Source organism: Polystyrenella longa (assembly GCF_007750395.1).
Lineage (GTDB): Bacteria > Planctomycetota > Planctomycetia > Planctomycetales > Planctomycetaceae > Polystyrenella > Polystyrenella longa.
On sequence record NZ_CP036281.1, the window covers coordinates 2235716 to 2253258 of the forward strand.

Annotated in this window: 19 protein-coding genes; 3 read left to right on the forward strand and 16 right to left on the reverse strand. The window is 47.9% G+C overall.

Annotation, left to right across the window (positions count from 1 at the left end):
- Positions 1–164: 164 nt before the first annotated feature.
- Together Pla110_RS08355 and Pla110_RS08360 are read left to right on the forward strand one after the other, a co-directional pair.
- A complete protein-coding gene (locus tag Pla110_RS08355; RefSeq protein ID WP_144995063.1) occupies positions 165–2615 on the forward strand; it encodes an ATP-binding protein in 2451 nt (816 codons plus the stop codon).
- A gap of 185 nt (positions 2616–2800) precedes the next feature.
- Positions 2801–3730, forward strand: coding sequence for a diacylglycerol/lipid kinase family protein (locus Pla110_RS08360; RefSeq protein WP_144995065.1), 930 nt, complete (start codon positions 2801–2803; stop codon positions 3728–3730).
- A 41-nt stretch (positions 3731–3771) separates the two neighbouring features.
- Here Pla110_RS08360 and Pla110_RS08365 read toward each other — a convergent pair whose 3' ends face one another.
- The 16 genes from Pla110_RS08365 to Pla110_RS08440 all read right to left on the reverse strand — a co-directional run bounded on the left by Pla110_RS08365 (position 3772) and on the right by Pla110_RS08440 (position 15233).
- Entirely contained in the window at positions 3772–4656 is an 885-nt protein-coding gene (locus tag Pla110_RS08365; protein ID WP_144995067.1) for a metallophosphoesterase family protein, read from the reverse strand.
- Positions 4653–4955: a Rho termination factor N-terminal domain-containing protein gene (locus Pla110_RS08370; protein ID WP_144995069.1), complete on the reverse strand. Its 303-nt coding sequence runs from the start codon at positions 4953–4955 to the stop codon at positions 4653–4655. Before Pla110_RS08370 ends, Pla110_RS08365 begins: the two co-directional genes overlap by 4 nt.
- On the reverse strand, positions 4939–6150 hold the full coding sequence (locus Pla110_RS08375; RefSeq protein ID WP_144995071.1) for a YheT family hydrolase: 1212 nt from the start codon (positions 6148–6150) through the stop codon (positions 4939–4941). Before Pla110_RS08375 ends, Pla110_RS08370 begins: the two co-directional genes overlap by 17 nt.
- Before the next feature lie 156 nt (positions 6151–6306).
- Complete coding sequence (locus Pla110_RS08380; RefSeq protein ID WP_144995073.1) at positions 6307–6507, reverse strand: hypothetical protein; 201 nt, start codon at positions 6505–6507, stop codon at positions 6307–6309.
- Positions 6508–6901: 394 nt separating this feature from the next.
- Positions 6902–8167 (reverse strand): AI-2E family transporter, encoded by a 1266-nt coding sequence (locus Pla110_RS08385; RefSeq protein WP_144995075.1) that lies wholly within the window; start codon positions 8165–8167, stop codon positions 6902–6904.
- Between the two features lie 167 nt (positions 8168–8334).
- The gene (locus Pla110_RS08390; protein ID WP_144995077.1) at positions 8335–8535 is read right to left on the reverse strand and encodes a hypothetical protein; all 201 of its coding nucleotides are present in this window, start codon (positions 8533–8535) and stop codon (positions 8335–8337) included.
- A gap of 119 nt (positions 8536–8654) precedes the next feature.
- Positions 8655–9110: a phage holin family protein gene (locus Pla110_RS08395; protein ID WP_197440594.1), complete on the reverse strand. Its 456-nt coding sequence runs from the start codon at positions 9108–9110 to the stop codon at positions 8655–8657.
- A complete protein-coding gene (locus Pla110_RS08400; protein ID WP_144995081.1) occupies positions 9107–9322 on the reverse strand; it encodes a hypothetical protein in 216 nt (71 codons plus the stop codon). The genes Pla110_RS08395 and Pla110_RS08400 overlap by 4 nt, the downstream gene beginning before the upstream one ends.
- An 18-nt stretch (positions 9323–9340) precedes the next feature.
- Positions 9341–9877: a hypothetical protein gene (locus Pla110_RS08405; RefSeq protein WP_144995083.1), complete on the reverse strand. Its 537-nt coding sequence runs from the start codon at positions 9875–9877 to the stop codon at positions 9341–9343.
- Between the two features lie 45 nt (positions 9878–9922).
- The gene (locus tag Pla110_RS08410; RefSeq protein ID WP_144995085.1) at positions 9923–10267 is read right to left on the reverse strand and encodes a hypothetical protein; all 345 of its coding nucleotides are present in this window, start codon (positions 10265–10267) and stop codon (positions 9923–9925) included.
- A gap of 306 nt (positions 10268–10573) precedes the next feature.
- The gene (locus Pla110_RS08415; RefSeq protein ID WP_144995087.1) at positions 10574–11017 is read right to left on the reverse strand and encodes a CsbD family protein; all 444 of its coding nucleotides are present in this window, start codon (positions 11015–11017) and stop codon (positions 10574–10576) included.
- 374 nt (positions 11018–11391) lie between these two features.
- Positions 11392–12933, reverse strand: a complete 1542-nt coding sequence (locus Pla110_RS08420; protein WP_144995089.1) for an alkaline phosphatase family protein — start codon at positions 12931–12933, stop codon at positions 11392–11394.
- 289 nt (positions 12934–13222) lie between these two features.
- Positions 13223–13774, reverse strand: coding sequence for a PRC-barrel domain-containing protein (locus Pla110_RS08425; RefSeq protein WP_144995092.1), 552 nt, complete (start codon positions 13772–13774; stop codon positions 13223–13225).
- A 132-nt stretch (positions 13775–13906) separates the two neighbouring features.
- The gene (locus Pla110_RS08430; protein WP_144995094.1) at positions 13907–14110 is read right to left on the reverse strand and encodes a CsbD family protein; all 204 of its coding nucleotides are present in this window, start codon (positions 14108–14110) and stop codon (positions 13907–13909) included.
- A 92-nt stretch (positions 14111–14202) separates the two neighbouring features.
- Positions 14203–14388, reverse strand: a complete 186-nt coding sequence (locus tag Pla110_RS08435) for a hypothetical protein (protein WP_144995096.1) — start codon at positions 14386–14388, stop codon at positions 14203–14205.
- A gap of 92 nt (positions 14389–14480) precedes the next feature.
- Complete coding sequence (locus Pla110_RS08440) at positions 14481–15233, reverse strand: PRC-barrel domain-containing protein (protein ID WP_144995098.1); 753 nt, start codon at positions 15231–15233, stop codon at positions 14481–14483.
- A 686-nt stretch (positions 15234–15919) separates the two neighbouring features.
- On the opposite strand from Pla110_RS08440, the gene Pla110_RS08445 reads away from it, so the two are divergent.
- Entirely contained in the window at positions 15920–17404 is a 1485-nt protein-coding gene (locus Pla110_RS08445) for a sigma-54-dependent transcriptional regulator (RefSeq protein ID WP_144995100.1), read from the forward strand.
- The last annotated feature ends 139 nt before the right edge of the window (positions 17405–17543 follow it).

Consider the following 17543-nt stretch of genomic DNA (forward strand, 5'->3'; position numbering starts at 1 on the left):
CATCAATGGGATCAGTGTCTTTGAGTCGACGAATTGAAATGATCTGGGACATCGCCAGGTATTTCTTAAAAGGGCCAAATAATTAAACGCGTGTCTGAGTTAGTTCAATGCAGATAATGCGTATGACCATTTGGGGAAATCGTTCCGAGTAGAAATCAAAAGATATGCAATCTGAAAAAAAAGAATTACTACAGAAACAACCACGAGTCTATTCCGTCGGTGCCAAAATTACACTGGGCTTTACCCTGGTCATGGTGTTGCATATCTCCATTGTCGTGATGAGCCATTACGGTTTAAGTAATGCGCAGGGGAATCTGGAAAAATATAATGCCCTTCATGAAAAGGTGGAGATCTACAGCGAGATTGATCGTGTCGTCGGGGCGTTGCAGAAGAATGTGATGCTGTTTACCTTCACCGGCCACCGCGGTTCGGAGCGACGCGCAGCAGATTTGCAGGATGATCTTCAGTGGTTGCTTACCCAGGCGAAAATAACTCCGCTGAGTCATTCGGATCAGGACGCCATTGAAGCAATGCAGACACATTTGACCACCCATCGTGAAATCATGGAAGCGGTCGTTCTCGACCGGGGCCGCCGTCGTAGTATCTTGCAAGATAGTCTTGGCCAGCACAATCAAGAATTCGAAGCGGGAATGGAGTCCATATCTGAGCAACTGATGAATGTTGAATCACTCTCTCCGATTAAAATCGCGTTCGATTCTGCACAACTGAATACGCTGAGGTATGTAAACGACCCTGACTCCATCCATGTTCGCACAGCCAAAATGCGTCTGGCTGAAACGCGCCAACTCTTGAAAAAGGTTCAGCGAGAGCATCGGACAGATTTAAACTTAAAAGCGGCACTTCAGAATACTCTAAAGGCGACAGAGGGTTATGAAGAAGCATTGATCCAGATGGTTCAGGCTACGCGAGGATATCTCCACCTAGTGAATGTGGTGTTAGCGGGTGAGTCGGAAGAATTTCGTTACATCGCAAGTGAACTTCGTACCAAGAGTAGTCAGTATGTTGATGAGTTGGCGATTGTCATGAAGAGCGACAGTCAACACTTTCAGAAAATGAGTAACGTATTTTCAATCATCACGATTCTATTGGGCATTCTTGCCGCCTGGATGATTAAACGGAATGTTGTGCCTCCGCTGAATGCGATTGCGAGTACATTCCGCGATCTAACGGAAGGTTACAAATGCGAAACAATACCGGCACTGGGACGGAAAGACGAACTGGGCAGCCTGGCGAAGGCGGCGCAAGTCTTTAAAGAACAAGCGACTGAGACCGAACAATTATTGATTCAAGCTGAGAGAGCGCAAGAGGAACTGAATAACCTCAATCGGCAATTAGCCGATCAGAGTGCGCAAGAAAAACTGATGTCTGAGCAGGCTCAGGCGGCCACCGTCGCTAAAAGTGAATTCCTGGCAAACATGTCGCATGAGATTCGCACTCCGATGACGGCCATTCTCGGTTTCAATGAGATTCTTCTAGGCAGTTTAGAAATAAATGAAAACATTGAAGCCGCCAAAATTATTCAACGGAACGGGGATTTCCTGCTTTCGTTGATCAACGATATTCTCGACCTGTCCAAAATCGAAGCGGGTAAGTTGGAAGTGGAAAATATCCGCTGTGAACCCGTCGAATTGGTTGAAGATGTTATATCGCTGATGAAGATTCGAGATGAATCCAAAAACCTGGAGTTGGACTTGCAATTCGACGGGGCTGTTCCTCGGTTTATCCAGAGTGACCCTACGCGAATTCGTCAGATTCTGATCAACATCGTGGGGAACGCACTTAAGTTCACAGAAACCGGTACTGTTACCATTCATCTTCGACAGTCAGAAAATGCTGCTGGCGATGCCCAATTGGAATTCAGCATCGTGGATACCGGCATTGGTATAGCCGCTGAGAATTTAGGAAATGTCTTCATCCCATTTACACAGGCTGATGGTTCAACTACTCGCAAATTCGGTGGAACTGGATTGGGGCTGGCAATTTGTAAGCGATTAGTGGAACATCTCGGCGGTGAACTCGACGTGACGAGTGAGGTGGGCGAAGGAAGTATATTTACCTTCTCTGTGGCGACCGGTTCGCTTGCTGGTGTTCCAATGGTTCATCAACGAGAAGCAGTCCAATCAAATCAGCGAAGCCAGTCGAAAATGAAATGGAGTTCTGACGCCTTACAGGGGATGAAAATTCTTTTGGCAGAAGATGGTCCGGACAATCAGCGTTTGATTTCTTTCATTCTGCGGAAAGCGGGCGCCGAAGTTATCCTGGCACCCAATGGTGAAATCGCCAGAGAACTTGCTCTGCAATCGACACGAGATGATGAAGATGAAATCGACGTCGTGCTGATGGATATGCAAATGCCTGTTCTCGACGGGTATTCAGCGGCACGATTGCTGAGGGAGGCTGGCTATACTCGTCCGATTATTGCGTTAACTGCACATGCTATGAGCCATGATCGACAAAAATGTCTCGACGCTGGATGCGACGACTACACCATAAAACCGATCAACCGCGAAGAACTTATAGAACTTCTTGCTGGGTATTCATTGCAAACTAAACAGGTTGTCATTTCAACTGAAGCGGGCTCAAAGTCGTTGTAGTGTAAAGTGACCCATCTGAAATTTAAAAGGCCTGCTCTGCTGTCAGTAGAGCAGGCCTTTTCTGTTGGATGGCCGGTACGTTAATTGCATCCTGCTTACTGTGTTGGCAATATGACCTGTCTTGCTTAATCAAATGAGTTATCTGCTGCCAGAAGGGATTCTGGAAGCTTTTCGGATGAATTGAAATGGACGATCAGCGATCAAAAAAAATCAAACGAATCTTCTTTGTGGTGAATAACAAGGCCGGGAATGCGGATGAGCAGGAATTGCGCGATCTCGTTGAAGACAAAATGACTAGCCAGGGAATTCAGTGTGAGTACTTTGTTCGAGAAGCCAAAGGGCAGAGTCGTCGCAAAGCGACACGAAAGGCGTTGGACGATGGATTTCAAGTGGTTATCGCTGTTGGGGGCGACGGGACCGTTTCGAAGGTAGCTGATGAACTGCAAGGTTCAGATGCGGAACTGGGGGTTGTACCCAATGGATCGGCGAATCTAATCGCGCGGGGATTACAGCTTCCCTTGGATATCGGGGAATCTCTCGACGTGATCAATGAGAGAGTAAATAAGAGATGGTTAGATGGAATGCGGGTTGGTAAGAAAACTTATTTCTCCCATATCAGTCTTGGTGTTTATTCCCAGATAACTAAACGGGAAAACAAAGCTCACAAGAAAGTGATCGGCAAACTCGCTTATTTGTGGCCGTTGCTGAAAGAAATACGCCAACACCGCGCGTGGAAGTTCAAGATCGAAGCCCCCGAAATCAAAGAGACTCTCTCCGCCTCGTTGGTGATGGTGGCTAACGTGGGGAATTCTGGTTTTGGCGAAATGAAATGGGGAGAAGGGATCGAACCGGATGATGAGCATCTTGATCTGTGTCTGATTCGTGGTCGTGGTATCGGAGCGTATACAGAACTTGTTTGGAAAGCGATGCGAAAACATCCCGAAGAAACGAGCCATATCGATTTTTATAAAATCGGATCGAGTATCCGAATTAGTGCCGATTCCAATTTACCCGTTCGAGCGGACGGAGGCCTCATTGGGGAACATGATGTGGAAATAAAAGTAGTGAAACGCGCAGTTCCGGTTATCGTTCCAGCAGTGGAAAAGGCCCAATAAAGAGACGTTCCCATCAGGTAATATGGAGGTTAACGATTCAGTTACCGCGACGATATCTCTGTCGAATTCCAGTCTGAAATCTCTGGCTGGCAGTCGAGTGTTCTCAACGCTGGTTTGGGAAAGCGATACTGACTGACCTGGCAGAAACGGGCTGATTTATCGAAGTAGAGCCAGTGGGTGATCTGAACTGTATGCTCATTAAGATCAATCACGTTAAACGAATTCTTTTCCCGCTCTCGTGCCCTGCCCCGACGGGAGGTGGATGTTCCACATTGCACGATAATCATCCCCCGTTCCAGGATTTCATTTCCGGCATAGACATCAAGCGAGTTCCCAATATAGGCCCGATGTAAATGGCCTCCCAGAATGAGATCGACCTGAAGGCGGTTGAACCTGTCGAGGGCTCGTTTCGCTTTCGGCATGACGTCGCTCCCTTCGTAATCGGGAGCGGGGGCGAAGTGGTGATGGGCGACGACGATTCTCCAATCCGATTCTTCAGCGTCGTCCAACTCTTTCGCAGCGAAATCGAGCTGTTCACGCGAGATGCGACCATTTTTAATGGTTCGCAACGGCTTCGTTGAGTTCAGTCCGACGATGCGTACGCCGGGAAGTTGGAAAGAAACATCAAGGTCTTCGTTGATGTACTTCCGGTAGAAATCGTAAGGATTATTCAACCGTCCCAGAATATCGTAATACTTGGGGACATCGTGGTTCCCCGGAATTGTCAGTGTTGGAACATCTGGAAGTTGTTTAAGGAAATCATGAGCTGCTTGAAATTCTTCTTCACGGCAATTCTGCGTAAAGTCTCCACTAATGATGATGGCATCTGAATCCAGTTCGTGAGCCAGATCCGGGAGCAGGTTTCCTACCTTTTCCACGTAGGGTGGGCCAAAATGAAGATCAGAGAACTGGATCAAGCGAGTCATGAGGATCGTTTTTCCCGTATAGCGTCGATGAGTTCTAACTTTTTCATCTTACTGCGACCATCAATGTTTAATTCAGACGCAAGATTTCGCAGTTCTTCGACTGTTCGATCTTCTAATCGGGTATTGGGATTTCCCGTGCCCTGAGTTTGAGAATTGGGTGTTCGTCCTTCTTCACGGCGAGTTTTGTTCACCGTCCTAGCGGCAACTTCTTTTGAACGTTCGAGGCTACTTCCCCGATCCATTTTTGATTCTTTAATGTGCTCGTATTGTCGTTCATCTTTTTTAGACCAACTGGGCATATTGTTTCTCCTGGTAATTGGAACAATCAGAAGGAATTTGATGATCTGTGCTCTGGAGCGAATTCACGAATTGATGAATACAGGCCTCGTGCCAGCGTGTAGCATTGTCTGGTAAAGAGTTGGGAGATGCATGAAAACCGACATGACCTCCATCGGGCACCATTGCTGGAATCAAACACGGGTTATCATCCCAATTACGATTCAAATACCCCTGTCCATCGATAAGAGGATCGTCCTTAGCGAAGAGTAATAAGGTCGGGATATTGATCTGCGAAAGTCGTGTCCCTGCCGAGTTGTCGGCGTAATAGCTCTCTACATCTGAATACCCAGCACGGGGGGCAGTGAAAGTTTTATCAAACTCCCAGACTGAACGGGCATTCTTAATCGCTTTTTCTTCAGCAGGAGTGATATCAACGTTCGAACGATTAATCTCATGTCTCATCTTATGCAGCAGATAACGTTGAAACGGCCAGCGAGTGGGTTTGTCGAGACAACGCGAGGTTGATTTTAAGTCGAGTGGTGCAGAGATCGTGATGGCGCCACGAATACGATCATCAAGGTCTTCTCGGGCGAGATAGTTCAAAAGGACTGAACCGCCCAGGGAAAATCCTGCCAGGACAACACCCGCTTCGAGTTCGGATTGAAACTGAGGATTATTACTAACAGAAGAAAATAAGGCTGCCAGGTCGCGGTAACGGCCGGGATGATGAATTTCATCGCAACAGCCTGCCGCATCACCTGCTCCCCGGAAGTTAAGACGCACCACCCTGTTTCCCTGTGAACAGAGATAGTGAGCCGCGCTGCGAATGTAAACGCTTTGAGACGTTCCACCTAGTCCATGTAATAGCACGATCAACGGTCTGTTGGCACCGACATCGGAATGAGGTTGAAGCAACTCGGCAGTGAGGCAGTCTCCTGTCCCGTCATCAATGGGAAGGTTGAGAGGACGCCGATTGAATTCATTGAGCGCTGATTCTTTGATGCGTTTGGTCCATGTCAGTACCGTTTGCATCATCCCGTTATAAAAGGGAGCTTGTGCTATGAAATCAGGAAGTCCTAAAGGGAGAGTTCCCTCTGAAATTCTTTGCTCGTTCTTTTCGATTGTAACGACCTGTTCCTGTGCGTCGTGTTCACTGGGAGAAGTGGACTCAAAGGAACTATTACAGACAGGAAGAGCCAGAGGTGAGGGAGACATAAAAAGTCCGATCTGTGAAACTCAGTTTCGTTAGGAGAAATTGTGGCAATCTAATAACGATGCTGAGAAAAATGTCCGTATTTTTAAAAGGGGCGTTTCAAGAAAAAAATGAGATCTCGAAAAGCGACGCCCTCTGCCTTATCAAGTAAGCGGAATCTATAAAACCGTTCTGCCGAAGCTGGGCTGCGTTGTGGCTCCTGGAATGTATCGCCCGCGGCGACGAAGCTTCCAAAGCAAAGGGAGCGACATCCCAATAATCAGACTCAGGCCAATGAATTGTGTGAAACTGATGACGGGAGCCATTTCTCCCATGCAAAACATCGCCAATGTCAAAAGTACGATTACCCATCCGAACATTGCTCGATCCTTCATTTAATGGCCCGGTTAACAGGAAAGCCCGCATTCGGAAAAAGATGAGTTGCGATTTCCGTGCCAAAGCGAACGTCGTGCTCTAAGTCGTTTATTCACAACGACCTGCTTGTAAAGATGGTCGCTGGCGAGTCAGCCTGAACGTCAAAGTGACAAATTGGTAACGGACGACAGTCACATGAAGAGGACTGTACATTTCACTCTAACTACACGGCTAAGCGGATCGAATAGCACAGCGGAAGGCTTGAGGGATGTCTCTGGATTAATCGATACTAGAATCCATCCTGAAACCCAGTTGTAGTTCTCTTAGAGCCTTTAAAATAAGGTCGGCCTTGACCCATCAGAGGGTTTCAGGGCCGCTTGTAGTGATCCCGGGAATTTTTTACCCAGCTAGAATATGCGCGATCGGCTTCAACTCTTTGAAATGGCTGAATGAGATTTTGGTGATACCGATAATCGGAACGGCAAGAAGTACACCTGCGATTCCCCAAACCCATCCCCAGAATATGATACAGAGAAAGACGATCGCCGGATTAAGTTTCATCGAGCGTCCTAGAATGACGGGTGTGACGAGGTTGCCTTCAAGCGAATTGATCGTGAAGTATAATATTGGTCCGATGGCAATTTCTAATGGGGCATCCAGGGAAACGACGCCAATCATAAACACGATCGCCGCTCCGATCGCGGCCCCCGCGAAAGGGATAAAGTTCAGCAGCGCCGCCATGATTCCCAGTAACCAGGGGTCAGGAAGGCCCAGCAGGCCCAGCACAGTACCAATGACGATCCCCAGGCAAATATTGATGAGCGTTATCGTGAGGAGATAGCTTGAAATACCCTGTTCGATATCGCGCAGCAGGCTGACCAGGCCTTTTTTGTCTTCGACGGAGGGCATTAATTCTACAATTGAATTGATGCTGCGATGTCCTCCTGCCAGGAGGAGGTAGACAAGCACCAAGCAGATGATTGCCCCAGTGGCCGCGTTGACAGTGGAGTTTAGAATATAGCTCGTAACAGGAGGCTGCTGTACGGCAACCTTCACGACCTGTTCGGATTCTTCGCCTTGCGTCATTTTACTGACTTTTTCGGTCGCCTCGTTTAATTGTCCTACTGGTTCGTAGAAGACCTTTAGCTTTTCTTCCGCTTGGCGGAATGTTGAAGGAGCTGCTTTGACCCATTCGGTAATGGGGGCCGTCAGGTAGTAACTGCCGATCACAGTAGTGACGGCAAAGGCGATTACAATCAATCCTGCAGCCGCAGATTCATTGACATAACGTAACCGGGTCATAAAGCGAACGAGTGGGGAGAGCAGGAAAAAAATTATGACGGAAAGGGCAACAGGGATTAAAATAGCCCGAGCGAAGTGAAGAGCGTAAACAATCGCCATTAAACCGAGTAGGATCAAAGAAAAGTGAGCGTATTTGCGAATGACTTTCGCCCGCTCATCGGGGGGGCCCAGACGGGGTTTTGCTTCCTCAATGTCTTTCGCTTCGGACGGAATGTCTTTCGATGCTTCTCCGTCCGTCGAAGAAGGATTATCCCCCTGTTCCGCTAGACTCGAGGGAGTTTCGCTGTCGAGTGGCACAACGTTGAGATCGACTTCGTCTTCAACAGATGCTTTTGGGTCTAATTCTGACGCCGATGGTGACAACGAACTACCCCCTGATCAATAGAGACAATCGCAAATGAGTACACAAAGTTTAACATGAGAGGAGATAGAATGTGAGGAAGCTAACGTTTTACGATTGCCAGGTCTCCCAATTATCTCCCCCGTGTCATTTCAGGAATCGCTTAAAACCTGATTTACTCGCGATGGGCCTACCAAGGTTTAAGTTTCCATCCCACGATGAAACCAATTCCAAAACACCAAGCCGCTGTGGTTCCGGGGTTATGAATTGCATACGTTTTCACGTATTCAAGAACATCGTCAACCGGCTGCAACTCGCCTGTTGTGGTTCTGGTTGTTTGAGGGTTATTACTGGAACTTTGTCGTTCGTAAGTCGTGCTTGAAGTAGTCATATTAAGACCTTTTCTATTTCCTTACAGAGACGGTATTCGTCGAGTTGGTGAAACTGAATCAACAAGTAAGTCGTCGATCCAGACTATTTTTATCTGAATAACTTTGGTTCACATCTGGTTCAAACGTAATCACTACAGTCGCGTCGCTCCGTTTTTGAGCTTAAAACTCGTTTGATCCATTGAATATTGTTTTTTAATTCATATCGTGATCGATCCAGCAGTTTCGTACTGTTTTGGAGGCCCTTCTTAGCGACCAAAAGAAGAATAACTGCCAGTACCGCTGCTACCCCGGCGACGATTCCTCCCGCTGCTGCCTGCGTCAGAGAGGTTGCCATAGCCAGCCACCAGGTCAACGCGATGAGTGCGAGCGGAAATGCTCCGACGAGGAGACCAGTTGACAGTAGCATCAGGCCAATAGGAAGAATTGCTTTTTGAAGCGCGGCACGGGAATCAAGACTGATTAATTGCAGCTGCAATTCGCTTAGTGCGATCAGGTCGGAACCGAGATCTCCAATGTTTTTACGCATGGAAATGGGTTCTTCATGTGTTGTACGTTTGCCGTTGGATACACTCATCGTTTCAATAACCATCCTATCGCCAGACCAGCAAGAAGACCTATCCCGAGGGCGAATCCGGGATTTTCTTTGATTTTGTTTTGGAGGAATGCTTCCCCTTCCTGGGCAGATTCAAGGACATCCTGTTTAATATCCTCGACATATTCTTTTACTTCTGCCTCGTTGGGAAGATGACCAGCTTTGATATACTCTTGCATGCGATTGGGTTGCATCGAACTGCACCTTTCTGATTAAACCGCGTGATCATCGACGTAACTCGCGTCCGCAGTCGTAGATGCCCCGGGTGAGTGTCCGCCTGAGGAGCCTTTTCCAGTATTCCAGATTGAACTATTGGACTGTCCGAGATATTTGTTCACAACGTGGTTGGCGGCGGCACGCATGACCATTCCAAAGACGACAGTTCCCATTCCTTTCAGGTAGCCCGAGTTCTCGGCATTGTCGACCTCTTCTTCATGTTCGTCCCGGGGCGATGATGAGCGCTGTGGACGCGAACTGATAGAAGAGATGATTCGTTGTAACGAATCGGAATCGAGATGAGCCGCATACTCTTTTCGCCGCGGCACTACCAAACACCCGATTAAAGACGCGGCCCCAATGGTGACCCAAGGGTACCGTTTGACGTAGTGCTGCCAGTCGGTAAGACGCGAGGCACTGGCGCGAACTTGTTTGAAATCGTCGTCCAGATCGCAACGGATTCGTTGCATCGCGCTTTGAATCTGTTCAACTTCTTCCGATAATGTTCGTTCTGGGACGGGTGGATTAGACACATTTAACTCCTGGAGGGTTACTTGATATCGGGTTGCTCAAATTTCTCAGGATCGTAAACCCTGAGGAAAATGCTTCTTCATAAAATCAGGGAGTGTTTCTGCGAGCGTTGACTTGATGTTGGCTGAAATCTTCTCACTAAAGCCACGGTCATGTGAGGGCATTAGGGACGATGATCGCTGTAATGCAGCACCTAAGAGTAAACCCGCTCCAATTCCGACGCCGAGTCCAATAAGAATAGATTGAGATGGGTTTTCATCAATATACTGTTTGACCTTGGCTGTCGTTCCGCAGAGCTCAGCTTTTTCTGCTTCGATCTGTTGTTGCAGAACTGACTTGTCCGGAGTTTCCGGAAATACATTTTCGACAGCGGATTCCGTTTTCTGAATCATGACTCTTCCTTTGTCTGGCAACATACAAAAAGTATGAGTGCTCTTCTGATGTAACATGAATTGGCAACCTGTTAAACTGCATATGCCCAGCATTAGGGCCAGTATCTTCCATGACACCACTTGACCGTCTCCTTACAAGCTGGATGGAATAGTCTTCTAAGGAAGATTCCATCCGATAGTCGGACTCAAATCAAACCGATGTTTCGGCTTTAGTAGCTTAAGAATTAATTTAGAGCTAATCCTATTGCGATCTGGGTTGAGGTGGCCTGATGCAATTTCACAGGGAGAGAAATTGTTAGGTGTGGATTAGCGACGAAGTGCAAGGCTGACGATTACGCCAGCGATAAGGCCAGTACCAAACGCGACTGCTACAGATTCCGTAGGATGTTTGCGAACAGTTTCTTCAGCCTGTTGGTAGCCTTGTTGAATGGAATCGTTCATGCGATCCATTTGCTGACGTGCAGCTTGCGATGCCTGGTTCAGGTGCTCTTGTGCATTCTGAACAGTTTGTCCCAGCTTCTCGGTAGTGCTGGCTGCTGAATTGCAAACCGTTTCCAAGAGGTGATTCAGCTCTGCTTCGATCTTCTGGCTGGTTTCACCTGTCTTTTGTTGAATCTTTCCGACAATCTGGTCTTTACGACCTTCAAGATTGTCGAGATCACTTGAAGTTAACTGGCTCCAATGTTCCTCGATACGACCTCGAAGTTCGTTCCAGTTACCCTTCATTTTGAGTTCTTGTGAAGTAGTCATTTAGTGCTCCCTTGGTTTTCCTGTAGGGGGTTATGTTCGGTTACTCTTACAACGAGTGGTAGAAGCAATTGCAAGTGGTATGCCAGAATGGGTAAAGCAATTATTTAGTTTGCTATCAGAAAGGGGTTCGCTGACTTAAGGTGATGTGAAATAACAAGATATGTGTATTGGATAGCTAGGCGTCCACTGAGGGAGGTCGGGATAATCACTCGAGAAAGCATGATCGCGCACACGTCACCTTGGCTTCAGTTCAACCGAATATTGCGTTGATTGAAAATATAACGGCGACCGTATAGAACCGTTCTTTGGTGGGAGCGGCGCGCAATTTGAGCGTAGATATGTGTCGCCTGACGATGTCCGTGATGTAGTACGGATCAGTTAGCGCGGGCGCTATCGAAAGATTCGCAGCGGGGCTGGATACCGAGAATCTGGAGTGCGAGGGGGGAGACATCGACAATCCGAGGAAAGTCCGGAAGTTTGAAATCCTTCGGAAGCCCTGCTGCGAATAAGGGAGACGTGGAGTCGATTTTATGGAGGGAACCGTGCGAACCGGCGGCGTTAGTGTGGAGACCGGGAATGGCGAATTCCTTCCCGAGGCGGGCTGTCACCCACAAGTTGCCCGTTTGATCGCAGATCCCATTTGCAATTCGCTCCAGTGCGTTGGGGTAATCGCCGAATCGCAGAACATTATCCTCATCCAGCGTCCCGTCAATCGTGGCCAAATCTCCCTGGAAAGCCCAACGGTTGCCTAACTCGTCGACCCCATCTGTATCGCCATTCCAAGCTTGCTTGAAGACGAGCGTGCCCCTGTCTCTGGTGTAGATATGAAACGTGGCCTCGTCGCAATCGCTGAGCCCGTTTTCAAAATCACTCCAGATCACTTGATCAACTCCAGGGCATTCGAGTAGAGCTTCGATGACTTCTGAGCGATTCTCCCAGCGTTCTGGACGCATGTAGATTTGGGCGGCCCGCATATTGGGGCAGATCATCAGGTCTTCCCCGTTCTGCCATTCGGCTCCAGCATCGACGACTTGGAACTGTTCCAACGTTGCGTTCAGGTCAACCCGAGCGTCCTCGTCCAGATTGCTCTGCGAGTGATCACCAGTGACCATGATGACGTGGTCTTCAAGAAACTTATCGATTCCCCCCTGCTCCTCAAATAGAGTTCCTAACGTGATCGCGACCTTCTGGAGCGTATGAACCGCATTTTCGGGACCGACCTCGTGGCTATCGAAATCGTTATTGGGAAAATAAGCGAGTGTGAAATCGGGCATTGATCCCGAGCGGGAAAGTGAGAGCAGGTAGTCACTCGTCGCGTCGTCATGGAATCCAAACCGACGGGATACCCCACCGCGAGCAGTCGGAGTTTGGTTATCCTCAAGCGGGCTGGAGACAAAGTCGCCCAGGAACATCTTGTGTGGTCCCATCATTTCTGAAGCGAAATTAGAACCCGGAATGAATTTCATCAGGAAAGGTGTCGACGCAGAGTGAGGCACAGTTCCCTTGTACCACATGAAATTCACAACGGCGTCCTGCAGTTTTCCATTCTTTTCGATCTGTTCGAAGATTGTAGGATACTGCAGACGTTCGCCATTTAAGCGAAGTTGGAAATCACGGATGTAATGGTCAATGCCTTCTTTAAAGATCGCTGGGAGATCGGCCCCAAAGTAGGCAATTTCATCCTGTTTGGGATCGTACCAGTAGGCGCCTGCTATCCCGTGGTCAACTGGGTAGGCGCCCGTGACCAGCGAGCAAGTGGCAGCTGGAGTGATCGAAGGGAAAATTGAAATACAGCTCGGCGAGTAAGCCCCTTTATCGCGTAGTTGTTGAAAGACCGGGAGTTTGCCAGCCTTCATCGCTGGCTCGACGACGTGTGTCGAAAGAGCATCGATGATAATTAAAACAACCTTTTTCATTGTGCTGATCTTTTCCGGGAAATCGACTCGTTAATCCACTGGTCAAGAAAATGGAAACGATAGGTTCCGTATCTGCAGAGCGAGATTCGTTATTCTGAAAATGGGATCCCCGCAAGCCGGGAGGAAGTCCTTTTTCGAACGGAGTCTATCTAAATTTCTATTCTACCGACCTCCTTGTAATCCATCATAGTAAAACGCTGCAAAATGTCTAATCAACATCTTGCAGCGTTCGAATTAAAATCAAGTTGTCAGCTCAGCAGAAACGGATCGTCTTTAAGGGAGTCTTGGATTAGTCTCGATCTCGCTTAACTCGGACTTTGCCATCTTTGACTTTGACGCCATCTTTAACTTTGACGTCGACATTGTAACGTTTGTTCAAGTCGCGTTGGAAGTCTTCATCTTCGAATGAAGGCCAATGGTCTTCGTCAAATCCTTCGGCACCTTCAAGTTGCTTCTGAGTGACGTTCAGAACAAGAATACATTCTTCTGGATCGTCTTCCTCGTGGGTAATTTCAAAGGCCTGGTAAGGGACGGCAAAGAGTTTATCGCCGACACCTAAAAACCCACCATAAGTTACGGCAGCATAGCGAATCTCGCCGGTGTTTGTATCCATGACAATGTCGTGAATCTCGCCCACGCTCTCGTTTTCTTTGTTGACGATGTTCTTACCCATCAGTTGGCTCACTCGGAATGTGGGATGCTTGGCATCTTTCACTGCTGGCTTGTTGACGGTGACAGCGGTTTCACCTTCGTTTTGGTCTTTAGCCTGTCCGTCGGTAGCGAATGAAAGTCCGGCGACCAAGGCGAGGCAGAGGCTTAGCTTCGTGATGTTGGATAGCATAATTGAGTCCTTTTGGTTTAACAATTTTTTAGCTGAGAAAGCGAATCTTGAATTACGTGTGATCCTATTAAAGATTCACTCTTCGTATTTATGAGGCTCGAACTGAGACCAGATATTGTGGATCATTTCGCACTAGCATTTACAGGAGCTTTCGAATTCGTCGATCTGACGTTCGGCTTCATCTTTGGCGATACCATATCGCTCCTGGATCTTGCCGGCCAGTTGTTCTCTTTTGCCGTCGATCTGGTCGAGTTCGTCATCGGTGAGTTTGCCCCACTTCTCACGAGCTTGGCCTTTCAACTGCATCCATTTTCCTTTAATTTGGTCTTCATTCATCGTTTTTCTCCGTAAAGAAAAGTACTCAGATCTGTTTGGAAAAGGTCGGTTCTGGAGATGCTGAGAAAGCCGGAACGCGACCTGAAATTTACTTAATTATCAGTTTCAATATCGATCTCACCCGTATCTGGGTCTTGCTCGATTGTGGTTTCGCTGTCCGGCGTTTCGATCTCCATGATCTCTTTGTCGTCGTCGCAACCGGTCAGGATATCGGGAGCCGCAAACATCATGGGTACGGCGAGACTCATCGCAGTGATTCGTTTGTAGATAGATTTCATCGTGTTCTTCTTTCCCCTAAGTTGTTGTCAGGAATGCCCGGCTATCTTGTTCCTGGTGGAATTGTGTTGATGTGCCGAGCACTGTCGTCAAGTTATTCATACAGGCTATAGGTGCCTGCTTTTGACCAATAAGTAGGTCGACCGTAATAGTCGTAGACTTTTGTTTCATACTCGCGATTAATTGGACTGCGAGGATTGTAAATCGGAGCGTCTTTGACTTGTTCACGTGACAGATCAATGGAAGCGGATTGCTCTTCCCAGCAAATGTCTGATAGCCAATCAATTCCAATGATGACTTTCTTTCCTGGTAGCCATACGCCAGTGTCGATCGTCAGATAACGCAAGGTCCACGTATCTGTGTCAACGATGAGTTCTTCTACATGGCCCAAGTCACCCTCATTGCATTTGATTGTGTAACCACGGATCTCTTTGAGACTTCTTAAATGCATGTCGTGTGATTCCCCCGCTTCAACTTCGGATTCATCGAATGATAAACGGTGTGAGAGTTGTTCAGGGATATGGCTCCAGAACATGGGCCAGTCGAAATAATCTGCAAGATCCGACTGGGATTGCTTGGATACAGGTGGATTCGATTCTATTGCAGGGGCATCCTCAATGGCGTGCTTCGAGAGAATAGTAGAAATAGTGAAGGCCTCATGATCCGGTTCTTCGAATGCAACTGGTGATAGAAGTACCTCTTCTCGATTAAGCCAACCTCCACAGTTTACGACGAAGTAACGAATCATTTTGTTCTCGTCGTCAAACAGCAGGTCTGTAATGGTGCCGAAGTCTCCGTCGATCGCTTTTAATTTATATCCGGGCAGTATGTTGCAACTGATAAGCATGTTTCTTTTCCTTTCCCTTGGTGGAACATGATAAAGTAAAGCAGTTCGTGTGCCAAAAACTGAAGACCGTGTGAGGATCCCGGGGTTTGCCTACCATCCCGGAAAGTAAACGGCACTGCTATTTAAGATTGATATCACGATTTCTGTGGTCTGGTTTTGGTTCGCTAAACGTGATCAATGAATCTTGGGAGAGGTAATTCGGTGAGTGAGAAAACAGCGAGCTACGGGTGCTAAAGCTCCAAGGTGAATGATCGTCAACCAGAGAATGTTCAGCAATATTGGGTTTGATGGCTGTATTCAGAGGTTCGTAGCGAATAAATAGATGAGCTGTAGTTCACGATCTAGAGATTACAAGGAGCTAAACTCGATCATATTGACGAGATTTTATATTAGCCGTCCAATCTTGAGACGCTTTTCCGGACAACCAGTTCTAATCTGTTTATTATTGTTACAACTGGGGTTACAATGATTATTGCGGCACGAAAAAAATAGGAATTCTAGCCGCACCAAACCTTGGGACCCACGAAGGCTCCCTGCGAAGTTTGTCCCCACGGCTACTCAACTATTCAGGGGCTTCCCCAGTTGAGTATTTTGTAGCCCTAACTTTAGCTCCTTACGCGCATTCAGATATAGAAGACAGTCCGTCCAAACTTCTCTGGCGACTTATCCGCAGGAATTTAAAGAGTATGCCCAAGTTAATTGTGGTTGATGACGATCGCACGATCCGGGAAATGGTTAGCCGTTCTCTTGAAAAGATCGACGTGGAAGTAAAGACGGCAGAGTCGTCGGAAGAGTTGTTGTCCATCATTGGGGACTACAAGCCTGACGTGGTCTTGCTGGACATAATGCTCCCTGGCAGCTCTGGACTGGAAGTCTTCAAACAGATCCGGCAGGTTGATCGCCGGTTACCAGTCGTTTTCATCACATCGTCAAGCGATAGCGAAATGGCGATTGAAGCCATGCAACTGGGTGCGTTCGACTATCTGGCTAAACCGCTTGATCTGCCTAAGCTGAATGTGCTGGTAGAAAAAGCGATCGAGACGCAGCGGTTAATGAATACTCCCATTGCCCTGCCCCTCGGAGATAATAAACCGAAGTCGGGAGACCAATTCGTCGGTCGCAGCCCTCGAATGCTGGATGTATTCAAATCGATTGGACGGGTTGCTTCCGAGAACGTGAACGTCCTGATCCGCGGTGAAAGTGGTACGGGTAAGGAATTGGTGGCTCGCGCAATCTATCAGCATAGCCCACGTAGCAACGAGTGTTTTATGGCGGTCAATTGCGCCGCCCTTTCAGACACCTTGCTGGAGAGCGAACTTTTCGGGCACGAGAAAGGCTCGTTCACAGGGGCGGAACGCCAGCGTATTGGTCGATTTGAACAATGTAACGGTGGGACCATTTTCCTCGATGAAGTCGGAGACATGTCACAACTGACACAGGGAAAAGTGCTTCGTCTCTTGCAGGAACAGAAGTTCGAACGCGTTGGTGGTAATAAAACAATCAATACCGACGTCCGCATTATTGCCGCGACCAACCGAAACCTTGAGAGTATGGTAAAAGAAGGGTCGTTTCGTCAGGATTTGTTCTACCGTTTGAATGGAATGACGATCAATCTGCCACCACTCCGTGCACGCGACGGAGATATTTCCATGCTCGTTGAGCATTATCTCCTCAAAGCTTGCCATGAGATGGGACGCACTGACCTGGAGGGGGTTTCTTCCGAGGCGCTGAAGTTATTTAATAATTATAAATGGCCAGGTAACGTTCGTGAATTACAGAGCGTGATTCGACATTCTCTGCTGAATTGCACCAGTCCAGTCATTGTTCCATCCTGTTTGCCGCCGGAATTGTTCCACGAATCAGTTGATGAAGAGACTGGCTCCCCCACTGAAAACGGTTACTCAGCTAGTAGCGAATCTTCGGACACCTCAGCACCCATTGAAGCAAACCTGAACAACTTCATAAACACTCGCTTGGGTGCAGGATCGACTGACCTCTACAGTGAAACAGTCGAGATGATGGAGAAATACCTGTTCACACGAGTCCTAAAAGAAACTGGCGGAAATCAAACCCGTGCGGCCGAAATTCTGGGGATTACTCGCGGTAAAATCCGCGACCGCATCGCCCAGTTCAATATTTCCGTTGATAAGACCATCAATATTGAGGACTGAGTCGCTCGCTAGATCCTGGCCAGGACAAGTGTGGCGGCTATCGGTCTCGAAAAGACCTTAAAAACAGCAGGCTACGCCGCCAGAACACGCGACGGTTATCTGGAAAACGCTATAGATTGCGTTGCTTTCAATAATGGTG

Coding starts and splice junctions, on each gene's coding strand:
- Pla110_RS08355 (WP_144995063.1), top strand. CDS start 165: ATGCAATCTGAAAAAAAAGAATTACTACAGAAACAACCACGAGTCTAT.
- Pla110_RS08360 (WP_144995065.1), top strand. CDS start 2,801: ATGGACGATCAGCGATCAAAAAAAATCAAACGAATCTTCTTTGTGGTG.
- Pla110_RS08365 (WP_144995067.1), bottom strand. CDS start 4,656: ATGACTCGCTTGATCCAGTTCTCTGATCTTCATTTTGGCCCACCCTAC.
- Pla110_RS08370 (WP_144995069.1), bottom strand. CDS start 4,955: ATGCCCAGTTGGTCTAAAAAAGATGAACGACAATACGAGCACATTAAA.
- Pla110_RS08375 (WP_144995071.1), bottom strand. CDS start 6,150: ATGTCTCCCTCACCTCTGGCTCTTCCTGTCTGTAATAGTTCCTTTGAG.
- Pla110_RS08380 (WP_144995073.1), bottom strand. CDS start 6,507: ATGTTCGGATGGGTAATCGTACTTTTGACATTGGCGATGTTTTGCATG.
- Pla110_RS08390 (WP_144995077.1), bottom strand. CDS start 8,535: ATGACTACTTCAAGCACGACTTACGAACGACAAAGTTCCAGTAATAAC.
- Pla110_RS08395 (WP_197440594.1), bottom strand. CDS start 9,110: ATGAGTGTATCCAACGGCAAACGTACAACACATGAAGAACCCATTTCC.
- Pla110_RS08400 (WP_144995081.1), bottom strand. CDS start 9,322: ATGCAACCCAATCGCATGCAAGAGTATATCAAAGCTGGTCATCTTCCC.
- Pla110_RS08410 (WP_144995085.1), bottom strand. CDS start 10,267: ATGATTCAGAAAACGGAATCCGCTGTCGAAAATGTATTTCCGGAAACT.
- Pla110_RS08415 (WP_144995087.1), bottom strand. CDS start 11,017: ATGACTACTTCACAAGAACTCAAAATGAAGGGTAACTGGAACGAACTT.
- Pla110_RS08420 (WP_144995089.1), bottom strand. CDS start 12,933: ATGAAAAAGGTTGTTTTAATTATCATCGATGCTCTTTCGACACACGTC.
- Pla110_RS08425 (WP_144995092.1), bottom strand. CDS start 13,774: ATGCTATCCAACATCACGAAGCTAAGCCTCTGCCTCGCCTTGGTCGCC.
- Pla110_RS08430 (WP_144995094.1), bottom strand. CDS start 14,110: ATGAATGAAGACCAAATTAAAGGAAAATGGATGCAGTTGAAAGGCCAA.
- Pla110_RS08435 (WP_144995096.1), bottom strand. CDS start 14,388: ATGAAATCTATCTACAAACGAATCACTGCGATGAGTCTCGCCGTACCC.
- Pla110_RS08440 (WP_144995098.1), bottom strand. CDS start 15,233: ATGCTTATCAGTTGCAACATACTGCCCGGATATAAATTAAAAGCGATC.
- Pla110_RS08445 (WP_144995100.1), top strand. CDS start 15,920: ATGCCCAAGTTAATTGTGGTTGATGACGATCGCACGATCCGGGAAATG.